The sequence below is a fragment of the Sulfitobacter sp. M39 genome (genome assembly GCF_021735935.1).
Classification (GTDB): domain Bacteria; phylum Pseudomonadota; class Alphaproteobacteria; order Rhodobacterales; family Rhodobacteraceae; genus Sulfitobacter.
This window is the reverse complement of the sequence record NZ_WMDZ01000001.1, coordinates 2,100,918-2,113,144: the sequence shown is the minus strand read 5'-3', so window position 1 is coordinate 2,113,144 and position 12,227 is coordinate 2,100,918. Positions and strand designations below refer to the sequence as shown.

Annotated in this window: 11 protein-coding genes; all 11 read right to left on the bottom strand. The window is 60.8% G+C overall.

What is annotated here, in order from left to right:
* Positions 1–2 precede the first annotated feature (2 nt).
* Positions 3–1,667, bottom strand: a complete 1,665-nt coding sequence (locus GLP43_RS10260; RefSeq protein WP_237279230.1) for an ABC transporter ATP-binding protein — start codon at positions 1,665–1,667, stop codon at positions 3–5.
* Positions 1,668–1,672: 5 nt separating this feature from the next.
* Positions 1,673–2,746 carry an ABC transporter permease gene (locus tag GLP43_RS10255; protein WP_009825830.1) on the bottom strand — a complete coding sequence of 358 codons (1,074 nt, stop codon included), beginning with the start codon at positions 2,744–2,746 and terminating at the stop codon, positions 1,673–1,675.
* A gap of 80 nt (positions 2,747–2,826) precedes the next feature.
* Positions 2,827–4,197: a CmpA/NrtA family ABC transporter substrate-binding protein gene (locus GLP43_RS10250; protein ID WP_237279229.1), complete on the bottom strand. Its 1,371-nt coding sequence runs from the start codon at positions 4,195–4,197 to the stop codon at positions 2,827–2,829.
* Positions 4,198–4,447: 250 nt separating this feature from the next.
* Positions 4,448–5,593: a CmpA/NrtA family ABC transporter substrate-binding protein gene (locus GLP43_RS10245; RefSeq protein WP_237279228.1), complete on the bottom strand. Its 1,146-nt coding sequence runs from the start codon at positions 5,591–5,593 to the stop codon at positions 4,448–4,450.
* Complete coding sequence (locus GLP43_RS10240; protein WP_237279227.1) at positions 5,590–6,174, bottom strand: ANTAR domain-containing response regulator; 585 nt, start codon at positions 6,172–6,174, stop codon at positions 5,590–5,592. Before GLP43_RS10240 ends, GLP43_RS10245 begins: the two co-directional genes overlap by 4 nt.
* Before the next feature lie 185 nt (positions 6,175–6,359).
* The gene (locus GLP43_RS10235) at positions 6,360–6,824 is read right to left on the bottom strand and encodes a phosphatase domain-containing protein (RefSeq protein WP_237279226.1); all 465 of its coding nucleotides are present in this window, start codon (positions 6,822–6,824) and stop codon (positions 6,360–6,362) included.
* Positions 6,821–7,366: a histidine phosphatase family protein gene (locus GLP43_RS10230; protein WP_237279225.1), complete on the bottom strand. Its 546-nt coding sequence runs from the start codon at positions 7,364–7,366 to the stop codon at positions 6,821–6,823. Before GLP43_RS10230 ends, GLP43_RS10235 begins: the two co-directional genes overlap by 4 nt.
* Entirely contained in the window at positions 7,366–8,382 is a 1,017-nt protein-coding gene (locus GLP43_RS10225; RefSeq protein WP_237279224.1) for an MBL fold metallo-hydrolase, read from the bottom strand. The genes GLP43_RS10230 and GLP43_RS10225 overlap by 1 nt, the downstream gene beginning before the upstream one ends.
* 51 nt (positions 8,383–8,433) lie before the next feature.
* A complete protein-coding gene (locus tag GLP43_RS10220) occupies positions 8,434–9,477 on the bottom strand; it encodes an ABC transporter ATP-binding protein (RefSeq protein WP_237279223.1) in 1,044 nt (347 codons plus the stop codon).
* Positions 9,465–11,168, bottom strand: a complete 1,704-nt coding sequence (locus GLP43_RS10215; protein WP_237279222.1) for an ABC transporter permease — start codon at positions 11,166–11,168, stop codon at positions 9,465–9,467. The genes GLP43_RS10220 and GLP43_RS10215 overlap by 13 nt, the downstream gene beginning before the upstream one ends.
* Complete coding sequence (locus tag GLP43_RS10210; protein ID WP_237279221.1) at positions 11,168–12,136, bottom strand: ABC transporter substrate-binding protein; 969 nt, start codon at positions 12,134–12,136, stop codon at positions 11,168–11,170. The genes GLP43_RS10215 and GLP43_RS10210 overlap by 1 nt, the downstream gene beginning before the upstream one ends.
* Positions 12,137–12,227: the final 91 nt, after the last annotated feature.

The following is a 12,227-nucleotide window of genomic DNA, read 5'->3' as shown; positions in this document are numbered from 1 at the left end:
GCTCACTCCGCTGCTATGGGTTTTGCTTTGGGTTTCGGTTTCGCGCCGTGTTCATATTCTTCAAGAAAATCGAGCACTTCCTGCCGGTACGCATAGTAATCGGGATGTTCTAACAGCGCCTTGCGCGTGCGCGGACGGGGCAGTTTTACGTCCGTGATCTTGCCGATGGTCGCTTGCGGACCGTTGGTCATCATCACAACACGGTCGGCCAGCAAGATCGCCTCGTCCACGTCATGGGTCACGCAGATCGCCGTGACTTTGGTGCGCGACCAGACCTCCATCAGGACTTCTTGAAGCTCCCACCGGGTGAGACTGTCAAGCATGCCGAAAGGTTCATCCAGCAGCAGTAGTTTGGGCGACAGCGCAAAGGCGCGCGCGATGCCCACGCGCTGCTTCATCCCGTTTGACAGGCTGGCGGCATTCTTGTCCATGCTGTCGGCCAGCCCGACCCGTTCAAGGTAGTATTCGACGACGTCCTGACGCTCGGCCTGCGACGCGCGGGGATAGACCTTGTCGACACCAATGGCGACGTTCTCCTTGGCGGATAACCACGGGAACAGATTAGGAGACTGAAAGACCACCGCGCGTTCCGGGTCCGCGCCTTCGACGTTCCACCCGTCCAGCTTGATCGCCCCTTTCGAGATCGGGTTAAGCCCCGCCGCCATTGTCAGAACCGTCGATTTCCCACAGCCCGAATGCCCGATCAGCGAGACGAATTCGCCCTTGTTGATCTTGAGGTCAAAGTTTTCGACCACGGTCAGCGGTCCCTTGGGCGTTGGATAGACTTTGTCCAGTTGCGAGAAATTCAGGTATCTTTCTTCCAAACCGCCCTCTTGCGCCTTGGCCATGGCAGCGGGGGTCGCATGTATCGGCGTCACGTTAGGCAGTATCCGCGACCCTTCGAGCTTTGACGCGATACCGATGTCCATCAGATAGGTCGTGACCTGCCCACGCAGCGCCTTGAATGCCGCGTCATTGTTCATCGCAATCCGGTCGCGGGGGCGGGGAATGTCGACTTTGAATGCGTCCCCAAGCGTGCCGTCCGGATTAAGGGCGATGATCCGATCCGCCAGAATGATCGCTTCATCCACATCATTGGTGATCAGGACGCAAGTTTTCTTGTCTTCGTCCCAGATCGCCTCGATCTCATCCGCGAGATTGGCGCGGGTCAGGGCGTCGAGCGCCGACAGCGGCTCATCCAGCAGCAGCATTTCGGGATCCATCGCCAGGGCGCGTGCCACATTGACCCGCTGGCGCATCCCACCGGACAATTCAGCAGGGCGGCGCGTGGCCGCATGGGACAGGCCCACCATGTTGACATAGTGATCGACCTTGGCCGCCCGTTCGAGTTTGGAGAGATCAGGAAACATCGTATCGACAGCAAGCCTGACGTTGCCCTGCACCGTCAGCCACGGCATCAGCGAATAGTTCTGAAAGATCACACCGCGTTCGCGGCCCGGTTCGGTGATGGGCTTTCCCTTGTAGGTCACGCTGCCCGAGGTCGGCTGCTCAAGCCCCGCCATCAGATTGATCAACGTGGTCTTGCCGGTGCCCGAAAACCCGAGGATGACGACGAATTCACCTTCGGCAACCTCAAGGGAGATGTCCTTGAGAACGGGTTGGGTGCCATAGGTTTTGGTGACATTGTTGAAGTTCAAGATACCCATATCGATCACCGGTTATTCGAGAAGGTGAACATGGACTGGAGCGCATACATCACACGGTCCAGAAGGAAGCCGATGATGCCGATGGTCAGCACCGCGACCATGATCCGCGCCAGACTTTGCGAGCTGCCGTTCTGGAATTCGTCCCAGACGAACTTTCCAAGCCCGGGGTTCTGCGCCAGCATTTCCGCCGCGATCAAAACCATCCAGCCTACACCAAGCGACAGCCGCAGCCCGGTAAAGATCAATGGCAGCGCCGAGGGCAGCACCAGTTTGGTGATCTTGGTATAGGTATTCATTTTCAGCACGCGACTGACGCTGACAAGATCCTTGTCGATGCTGGCGACGCCAAGGGATGTGTTGATCAGCGTGGGCCAGAGCGAGCAGAGCGTAACAGTGATCGCCGAAATGAGGAACGACTTGGAGAACATACCGTCATTGGTGCTATAGACGGCTGATACGATCATGGTCACGATGGGCAGCCATGCCAGTGGCGAGACCGGTTTGAAGATCTGTATCAGCGGATTCAGCGCCGCATTCGCTGTTACAGACAAGCCCGCAGCGATGCCCAATGGGATCGCAACGATCGACGCAATGAGAAAACCGAAAAGCACCGTTTTGATCGAGGTCCAGATCTGGTCGTAGTAGGTTGGCTTGCCTGTATAGGCGCGATCACGCACACGATCTGTGTTGCCACTTGCGATATGCTTTGCGTTGCGCGCCTCTTGCCGCTCGTAGAAGGCGGCTTCGCGTTCGCCCTCGCGGATGGCGTCCTGATGCAACTCGCCCACCTGCTCCCAGACTTGGGCAGGGCCGGGCACAGCCCCGAGAGAGGTTTGAACCTTGGGGGCCAAGCTTGCCCAGAGGGTCAGGAAGATCGCAATTGCCAAGAGCGGCACGCCCAGAAGCCGCCAGATCTCGCCGGCCTGCGCGCGCGGATTATCCCCCGCGGCGGCTTTCAGGATCGGTGTCATCCAAGACAGGCCAAAGACGCTGAACCATGCGTCGGCCTTGTTGATCCGGGCAAAGCGCCGCGCGCGGCGGGCTTCGATATCGAGTGTGTTTGTGTCAATCGCGGTCATATCGGCTGTCCAATTGCTGCTTTTGATGAAAGTGGCTCCCTCCCCGCACTTTACGGTGTGGCAAAGCGCGGGGGCGGGGTTTAGCCTTCGACCTTGCTGTCGATGACCGTTTGACCGGACTTCAGACCGATGGGCAGGCTGTCGATATAGGCGTTCGGTGCGCGTCCGTCGTAGCTGATCCCGTCGATGATATCGGCAGCCGGTGTCGGTGCTTTGAAGCCGTCGCTATCCCAAGGAAACGCCGCTTCGTCGGCCATACCTTTGTCCACCAGCAGCCTTGCGGCCTGCAGGTAGATGTCCGGGCGATACACGTCTGCAGCCGTCTCGAAATACCATTCATCCGGCTTTGTCTCGTCGATCTGGCCCCAGCGACGCATCTGGGTCAGATACCAGATCGCGTCTGAATAGAACGGAAAGGTCGCATTGTAGCGGAAGAAGACGTTGAAGTCGGGGGCGGGGCGCACATCCCCTTTTTCGAACTCGAAAAAGCCGGTCATTGAATTTGCGATCACTTCGGCATCCGCGCCGACGTATTCGGACCGCGACAGCATCTCCACCGCTTCCTCGCGGTTGGCGTTGTCATTCTCGTCCAGCCACATGGCGGCGCGGATCAATGCCTTGGTCAAGGCCAGCGTGGTGTTGGGGTTTTCTTCGGCGAATTCGGCGGTGATGCCAAAGACCTTCTCGGGGTTGTTTTTCCACATGTCGTAGTCGGTGATCACCGGCACGCCGATCCCTTTGAAAACCGCTTGCTGGTTCCAAGGCTCCCCCACTGCGTAGCCAGAGATGGTTCCCGCTTCCATCGTGGCAGGCATCTGTGGTGGTGGCGTCACAGACAGCAGAACATCCGCATCAATCTGCCCCGAGATATCCTGCGAGCTGTAATAGCCGGGCTTCAAGCCGCCAGCCGCGAGCCAATAGCGTATCTCGTAGTTGTGGGTCGAAACGGGAAAGACCATGCCCATATTGAACGGCTCGCCGCGGTCCTTGTAGCCTTCGACCACCGGAGCCAAAGCACTGGCGCTGATGGGATGCTGCGGCCGACCATCGTCCATCGTGGGCACGTTCGGCTTCATCTCGTCCCAGATGTCATTGGAAACGGTGATCGCATTGCCGTTCAGGTCCATCGAGAAGGGCGTGATGATATGCGCTTTGGTGCCATAGCCGATCGTTGCCGCCAGCGGTTGGCCCGCCAGCATATGCGCGCCGTCCAATTGGCCGTCGATCACGCCGTCCAGCAGCACTTTCCAGTTGGCCTGCGCCTCAAGCCTGACGAAAAGCCCTTCGTCCTCAAAGTAGCCCAGCTCGTAGGCCACGGCCAAAGGTGCCATATCGGTCAGCTTGATAAAGCCAAAGGTCAGCTCCTCTTTCTCGAGCGCCAGCATTTCGGCCGACGCCGCCGTCGCCAGCAGACTTGTCGAGGCGAGCAGAAGTGCAAGGGAGTTCTTCATGGGTCGGTTCCTTTCATCGCCCGAAGGGCAAAAACAAAAAATGCCGCACGTATGGTCCACGGGGGAAAGAGATCCGTGTTCCGTACGAGCGGCATTGCTCTGAGTGATGTGCGACCAGCATTGGTCAGCGCAGTATGTCGGGCAACGTTGCCCCTTGGGATCAAGGCTGGCGCAAAGGCAGGCCCCTAGGCAATGAATTTTCTGCATTGCCGCATCATTTCGTGCGGCGGTGCAGAGAGCGCCTGATATTTCATCGCTTGTTTGCGCTGAAATCGAACATCTTGCCGTCAAAGAAGGCATCCGGCGAAAGAACCATCTGCCCCCGTGACGAGGCAACGGCTGTTGGTGTGGTTAATGCGCCCTCCTCTTTTTCAGAGGCACCGGGCATATCGGCCCCGATATCGGACAGATTCTGTCGGTACAGATCAGAGCGGAAGCACGCCTTTGCCTTTTCGATCCCCGCAGCGTCGGCTCCAAGATGATGGGCGATCCAGGCTGCCTGGCTGCGCCAAGGAAATGATGCAGCATGGTTGTGGAATTGCAAAAAACGGTCGACGGCGATGGGGTTGGCGTTATGGCTCGGTGCGATATGCCCTGTCAAAGCGGGATCAATAAGGTCTTGCGACACGCTTAGATGTTCGCTGCGGCCCAAAATCTCTACGGCCAGCGGCTTGTTCTTGGGCGCGTCAAGCCATGCGGCGGCCTGATATACCGACCGCATCAGGCGTCGTACGCTGTCGGGGTTGGACGCGATCCAGTCGTGACGCGCGGCCAGAACCTTTTCCGGTGCGAACTGCCAGACATCCCGCCCTGCCATCATCAACCGGGCGACATTTCGTTGAACCGCCACGCCGCCCCAAGGCTCGCCGACCCAGAAGGCATCGACGAACCCGTCGGCCACGGCGTCGGCCATGCGCATCGGCGGGATGGTAACCTCTTGTATCTGTAGATCGGGGGCTTGGGATGACCAATAGGACAGTAGCAGCCGATGCATCGAATAATGGAACGGAATACCCACGCGCAACGGTTCCCCGCCGCGCGCACCAAGCGCGGACAGTAATCCTGCGGTGTCGCCAAAAGGTACATCCCCCAATTCTGAGGCCACCGCATTCGAGACGCCAAATACCGTCCCGTTCACCGACAACACCATCAGCGCATCCACCCGCGCGGGCAGCCCGCCCATGCCGATCGACATGGCAACAGGCATTGGCGACAGCATCTGTGCGGCGTCCAGATGCCCCAAGGCCAGCATGTCGCGCAACGCCGACCACGAGGGCTGACGCACCAGATTAAGCCTGAGCCCGTGTTCCGCCGCAAACCCCAGCTCTTTCGCGATCACCAAAGGCGCGCAGTCGACCAGTGGCACATATCCGCAATTCAAGATTGTCTCGCTCATGACAGCAGGTCCGCCGCAGTGACGAGGGCCTGCGCCACATCGATCACCTTTCGGTTCTGGCTCATGGCGGTTTTGCGCAACAGATTATACGCCGCGTCTTCGGACATGCCGCGCTGGCGCATCAATATGCCTTTGGCGCGGTCGATGGTTTTGCGGTCCTCCAGTGCTTGTTTGGCGGCGCTCAGCTCTGAATGGATCTGCCGCATCATCTTGAACCGCGCGATGGCCGTTTGCAGCACGGGCTTGATCCGGTCCATCTTCAGGCCATCAACAACATAAGCGCTGACGCCGGCATTCAGCGCGGCCTGTGTCAGCGCGTCGTCGGTCTGGTCCACAAAAAGGGCGACGGCCCGTTTGGTCGTTTCAGTGGCATAAGAGATATGTTCAAGCGTGTCGCGGTCGGGGTTGGCCAGATCAATGAGCACAATATCAGGCGTGCATTCCCTGACGGTGCGGTCCAACTCTGATATCTGGGCAAGCGCTTTGACATCGGACCACCCCGCCTCGCGCAGCGCGTCCACGATACCGCTTAGACGCTCGGGATTGGGTTCTACAACAAGGATGCAGAGGTTTTCATTCATGCACCTTGATTGGAGAACCCCCGCAGAAGATCAACGGGCGGCTTCGTGGCGGCGCAGTAAAGTTGGCCTGAGGTGGTTAAACAATAGGCATGTACGCGAGGGTCGCCTAACTGTTGTGCACCTTAAGATATCACCGCGGGGTGGCAGATAGCGGGGTCATTTCAGGCGCGGGTCCCGCCGCGTTGTCAGAAATCCCCCGGTGCGCATTGCAAGCAGGCAAGCCCCTCTCCGCGCCATGCGTCAACCACCGAACTGCGATCATCAATCACCAACCAAGGGGCCAGCCCATCCGCTTGCATTTGCGCCAGCGCTTGGCGTTTGACGTCCGGATCGCTTGCGGCGTCCTGATCCTTGGCGCGCAGGTAAACACCGTCGAAGGGCAGATCGTGTTTGTGCAGCCATGCGATCGTGTGTTCTGCCCAACCGTCAGGACGGCCCGAGCAGATGACGATCGTCTCGCCGCTTTGCTTCAGGCTGCGCATCAGTTTGGCGATGGGGGCAATCAGCGGGGCGTCGGCCATCGCCATGTGGAAGGCATCCCATTGCTTCTCGACGCCATGCACCAGATGGCCCAGCTTTGCCGCGTCGAACTCGGCCAGGGTGCCGTCGACGTCAAATACCACGCAAGGTGTCAGGGGGGCGGATGTCATAGCTCTTTCTCCTCAAGAAATGTGCCCGACCTCTGAAACAGGATCGGGATGGCGTTTGGCGGGCGTGTGCCCGCGTCATGGGGTGTCCACAGCACGCGCGCGGCGCGGATGATACCGGAATGGCAGACCAGCACCGGAAGGTGGCCGGGGGGTGTGGCGGCACAGGCCGCGTGGATCGCGCCTGCGACACGATCAAGCATGGCGGGCCAGCTTTCGCCGCCTTCGGGGGTGTCTTCGCGTATGGGTTGCTGCGACAGCGGCTGCCCCTCGAACGCCCCCCAATCGCGTTCGCGCAACGCGGAAATCACGGTAAAACCGCGCTGCGCAAAGGCGAGCTTGCAGGTTTCTCGAGCCCGTGCGGCGGGGCTGGCGAAAAGCGTGACAGGCTGCGGCCAGCGGCGACGGGCCAGCGCACGCGCTTGATCGCGGCCGCGGGCGGTCAGCGCCACATCGGTTACCCCTGCGATGATGCTATCCGCATTGGCGGTCGTCTCCCCGTGGCGGATCAGGCAAAAATCCGAGGGCGGGAGGGCTCGCACCATCACAGGCGCACCAGATCATGCATGAAAACCTCGACGCCCAGATCTTCGATCAGGTAATCCTCGGGCTGGGTGCAGAAGGCTGGCGCAAAGCGTTTCGCCCCAAGCCGTTCGAGCATGCGCACCTGATCACGCAGCGGCGGGTGCACGTTCCAGCGTTGGAAATATCCCCCATGCACGCTGCAGATCCCGCGGGCATGGGCGGTCATATGGCCGGTAAAAACCACATGCGCGTCCCGCCCCAAACGGCCGCTTTCATGCCAGGCGCGCACATAGCCCCAGGCGGCACCGCCATCGGCATTGGGGGTGTCGCAAACCAGAAACCGCGCCTCGTCCAGCGGCCCGCGCGCCAGCAGCGGGGCGATCTCTGCCGCATCCACGCCAAGCGTGCCGCTGCGCAGACCCGTCGCCAACACCGCCTGACATTCAGGGTCCAGCATGACGCTGGCGTGACCATAGCGCCGGATCAGGTGCAAGGCCATTTCGCCCGCCCTGCCCGATGGCGGCACTGGCAAAAGCACCTGCCCCGCAAGCCCGTCCAGCAAGGCGTCAAGTGCTGCAAACCTTTCGGTTTGGGGCACATCGTCAAGTTGGTAGGAACAGTCCAGGATCGCCGTTGCCGCGGGTGGCGGAAGGTCCAGCGGGAACCAGTCGGATTCCTCGGACCAATCGCCCGAGTAGAACAGCCCCTCGCCCAAGGCGAAATGCATCCAGACACCGCCCATGGCGTGCCCGTTGCGCCCCGTGGTCAGCTGCACGCCATCGATCACGGATACCCCCTGTTCGGGCAGCAGGTTGACCTTGGCGGCAGGGGGCAGCGCCTTGGCGGTTTGCGCGGTGGCATAGATCGGCAGCCCCGCTTCTACCGCATAGATCGCCCCGCCGATGTGGTCGATATGGTCGTGGGTGATAAAGACCGCATCCGCGCCCTTCAGCCAGCGCGGGTCAAAATGGGCGTGGGCCTCGGGGCCAAAGCCGCAGTCCAGCAGCCAGCGCCGGTTGCCGGTGTTCAATTGCATGCATGCGGGGCCCTTGTCCCCGATGCCGGAAAGTACTCTTACGCTTTGCATTTAATCCTCTGAGAATGCCCATGGGGTGGTGATCGTCAGACCAAGTTGCATGCCGACATCAAACCGAGCCCGTGTTTCAGCTAGCAGACGCGTGCCGCAGTCGGCGACGGTTTCCAGAAGGTATTTGCCGCCCAGATAGGTCACCCGCGCCACTTTGGCGCGCAGGTCGCCGGTTTCGCTGATGGTCAGGTTTTCGGGGCGCAGGCAGACATGGCTTGGCAGGTCATCGCCGCTTTGCACCGCGATCCGCGTGCCCAAGACATGGCCGTGCAGGGCGCTATCGCTCTTTTCGACCCCGCGCATAGGCACCACCGTACCGCGCCCGACGAATTCGGCGACAAAGCGGTTCTTGGGGCGTTCGTACAGCGTTTGGGGCGTGTCGAACTGCTGGATGCGGCCCTTGTCCATCACGGCGATCCGGTCGGCCATGGCCATAGCCTCTGACTGATCGTGCGTGACATAAACCATCGTCGCGCCGGTGCGCTTGTGAAAGTCGGTGAACACCGTTTGCATCGATGCCCGCAGCGCCACATCAAGGTTGGCCAGCGGTTCGTCCAGCAGCACCGCATCGGGGTGCGACACCAGACAGCGTGCCAAAGCGACCCGCTGACGCTGCCCACCCGACAGTTCGGACGGCATCCGGTCGGCATAGTCCGTCAGCCCCGTCGCCTGTAACGCCTGATCGGTTTGCGCGGTGATCTCGGCCTTGGAAAAACGCCGGATTTCCAGCGGATAGGACACATTGCGCCGCACGTTCATATGGGGCCAAAGCGCGTAGGACTGGAACACGAAACCGATGTTGCGGTCTTCGGGCGGGACCATGCGGTTGCCGGCCACATGCGCGACCTCGCGCGGGCCGATGGAAATCTGCCCCGTCGTCGGCATCTCGAAGCCCGCAAGCAAGCGCAGCAGTGTGGTCTTGCCGCAGCCCGACGGCCCCAGCAGGGCGACGAATTCGCCATCCTTGAACGTGGTGGTGATGTCATGCAGCGCGGGGGCACCGGCGAATGATTTGCCAAGCGCGGACAGGCTTATGTCTGCCATGGGACTACTCCTTTCGGGAAACGTCGGGACATCAGCTGCACCAGCACCATCAGCGCCATAACCACCAGCACGATGGTCATCGCCAGCGCGCTGGCCATTGCGGTCTCGCCACTGTCGTCCAGATTGAAAATGACCACGCCCAACGTCTCGGTCCCCGAGGACCAGAGCAGCGCGGAAACCGTGAGTTCGTTAAACGCGGTGAGAAACACAAGGATCGCCCCTGCCGCCGCCGCCGGTGCCGACAGCGGCACGATCACATCGCGCAGCCGCTGGAACAGCGATGCCCCCACCGTTTGCGCGGCTTCGCCCATGGCGGGGTCCAACTGCTTGAGGCTCGCTTGCACGGGGCGGAACATCACCGCGAAGAACCGCGCCAGATAGGCAAAGAAGATGATCCAGATCGTGCCGTACAGCGTCGCATCGGTGAACGGCAGCTTGATCAGCAGCAGGATCATTGCAATCGACAGCACCACACCGGGCAAGGCATAGGGCAGATCCAGCAGGCTATCGAACAGCCGCGACAGCCGCGTCGGGTTCCGCTCCATCAACCACGCCAGCGGCAGGCAGAGCAGCATGAGCACAGCCGCCGCGCCGATCGCCAGACCAAAAGAGTTCGCAAAGGCCCGCGTCGTGACCGGCTGGCGCAGCAGCACCTCGGTCCACGCCTGAAGGGTTACAGTATCAAGCCGCAGTGGCACGCCATAGGCAGGCACCAGCGAGGTCGCCAGCAGGCCAAACATGGGCAACACAAGGATCGTGTAGACCACGGCCCATAGCAACACCTCAACCGGCAGACGCGCCGCCCCAAGCGGGATCGCCAAGGGGCGCGAGGTGGCCCCCACCAGATAGACCCGTTGGCGCGATTGGAAGAACCGTTGCGTCAGGATGCCCGTTACAGCCACCGCACCGATCAGCATGGCGAGGATCGATACCTCGGCCAGCACGCTGGTGCCCATGCCCGCCAGCTTTTGGTAAACCAGTGTCGGCAGGGTCGCATAGCCCGCCGGAATACCCAGCATCGCAGGAATGCCAAAGTTGCCAAGGGCGGTGACAAAGGTGATCGCGGTTCCCGCCGCCAAACTGGGCAGGGTCAGGGGCATGACCACCTGCCACCACGTGCGCAGCCCCCGCGCGCCACTGATGCGCGCCGCCTCTACCACCTCTTGCGGGATGGCCCGCAGACCTGCACGCAGGGTCAGGAAAATGATCGACATATGCTGGATGCCCAGCAACAGAATGATACCTTGCGCCGAATAGAGCGGCTGCGGTGACCCCAGCGGCGGGGCCATCCCCAAGGTCTTGAGCAACACCGACGACGGCCCCATGATCTGGGTCCATGATAACGCAGTAATCTGGGGCGGGATCATCATCGGGATCATCAGGCAGAACACCAGCGCCGCCTTGGCGCGCAGATCGGTCAGCGCCACCAGAAACGCAAAGGCAGACCCCAGAACCACCGAGACCAAGGTGCCAAACCCTGCGGTCACCAGTGAATGTTTCAGCGCGCTCAGCGTCGATGGCTGGCGCAGCACCTCGCCCGCAAGCGACAGGCCCACAGCGTCTTGATCCGTCACCCCCTCGACAAACAGGCGCAGCACCGGCGCAAGGGTCAGGGTGATCGCCACAATCAAAATGGTAGAGAGCAGCCACCCCTCGGACCGGCTGCCCCCGTTTTTTGTCAAAACGCTCATTACTCGGCGCCAAACAGCTCTGTGAATTTGGCCTTGTTGGCTTCGGCGTCCTTCAATGCGGTCGCGGGATCGAAATCCATCAGTTTGATGTCTTCGCGTGCAGGGAAACCGGCCGGCACACCCATGCCGTCACGCGCGGGGATATAGCCCATCTCAAGCACCACATCCTGACCTTCCGCGCTCAGCAGAAAATCGACGAACTTCTGTGCGCCTTCGACGTTCTTGGCGGTCGACATGATCGCCACAGGCTCGGTCACATAGGATACGCCCTCGGACGGGAAGACGAATTCGACAGGCGACCCTTCGGCCTTGTTGCGGATCGCAAGGAAGTCGACGACCATGCCATAAGGTTTCTCGCCCGAGGCCACGGCCTTGAACGTGCCACCGTTGCCGCCTTGGGCGCGGGCGTCGTTTTCCGCCAGTTGTTCGTAATAGCCCCAGCCAAGACTGTCATCGCCGGTCAGGGTCGCCAGATGGATCAGCGCCGCACCGGAATACAGCGGAGATGGCATGGCCACCTGCCCTTTCACGGCCGCATCGCTCAGGTCGTTCCACGAGGTTGGGGCCGTCTCGATGCCGGTGTTATAGACGATGCCTGTCGTGATCAGTTTGGTCGAGTGATAGAAGCCATCGGCAGAATAAAGCGCGCTGTCATAATTGGCAGCCTCGGGGGATTGGTAGGCGGTCAGCAGACCGTCTTGGGCCATGCCTTCCAGTGTCACGGTGTCGGCGATCAGCAGCACGTCGGGCTGCGGGTTACCTGCCTCAATCTCGGCGCGCAGACGGGCCATCAGTTTGGTCGTGCCGTCGCGGACCCATTCGACATCGGTATCGGGGTTGGCGGCTTTGAAGGCGTCCACAGTCTGCTGCGCGTCGGCATTGGGCTGCGAGGTGTAAAGTGTGATTGTATCTGCAAGGGCCGTGCTGGCCATCAGGGCAAAAGCGGTGGTGGTGAGGATGGTTTTCATGGGGCTCTCCTGAAAAAGTAGCTTTCGTACGAAAGCATTTCACGCTCGCCTTATTCCCATCTTACGCTACAGATTTATGACATTTACGTAA

What these genes read in the sequence shown, in the direction of transcription:
- GLP43_RS10235 (WP_237279226.1), bottom strand. Translation starts at nt 6,824, where the DNA reads ATGACATCCGCCCCCCTGACACCTTGCGTGGTATTTGACGTCGACGGC.
- GLP43_RS10250 (WP_237279229.1), bottom strand. Translation starts at nt 4,197, where the DNA reads ATGAAGAACTCCCTTGCACTTCTGCTCGCCTCGACAAGTCTGCTGGCG.
- GLP43_RS10215 (WP_237279222.1), bottom strand. Translation starts at nt 11,168, where the DNA reads ATGAGCGTTTTGACAAAAAACGGGGGCAGCCGGTCCGAGGGGTGGCTG.
- GLP43_RS10260 (WP_237279230.1), bottom strand. Translation starts at nt 1,667, where the DNA reads ATGGGTATCTTGAACTTCAACAATGTCACCAAAACCTATGGCACCCAA.
- GLP43_RS10230 (WP_237279225.1), bottom strand. Translation starts at nt 7,366, where the DNA reads ATGGTGCGAGCCCTCCCGCCCTCGGATTTTTGCCTGATCCGCCACGGG.
- GLP43_RS10245 (WP_237279228.1), bottom strand. Translation starts at nt 5,593, where the DNA reads ATGAGCGAGACAATCTTGAATTGCGGATATGTGCCACTGGTCGACTGC.
- GLP43_RS10255 (WP_009825830.1), bottom strand. Translation starts at nt 2,746, where the DNA reads ATGACCGCGATTGACACAAACACACTCGATATCGAAGCCCGCCGCGCG.
- GLP43_RS10210 (WP_237279221.1), bottom strand. Translation starts at nt 12,136, where the DNA reads ATGAAAACCATCCTCACCACCACCGCTTTTGCCCTGATGGCCAGCACG.
- GLP43_RS10240 (WP_237279227.1), bottom strand. Translation starts at nt 6,174, where the DNA reads ATGAATGAAAACCTCTGCATCCTTGTTGTAGAACCCAATCCCGAGCGT.
- GLP43_RS10225 (WP_237279224.1), bottom strand. Translation starts at nt 8,382, where the DNA reads ATGCAATTGAACACCGGCAACCGGCGCTGGCTGCTGGACTGCGGCTTT.
- GLP43_RS10220 (WP_237279223.1), bottom strand. Translation starts at nt 9,477, where the DNA reads ATGGCAGACATAAGCCTGTCCGCGCTTGGCAAATCATTCGCCGGTGCC.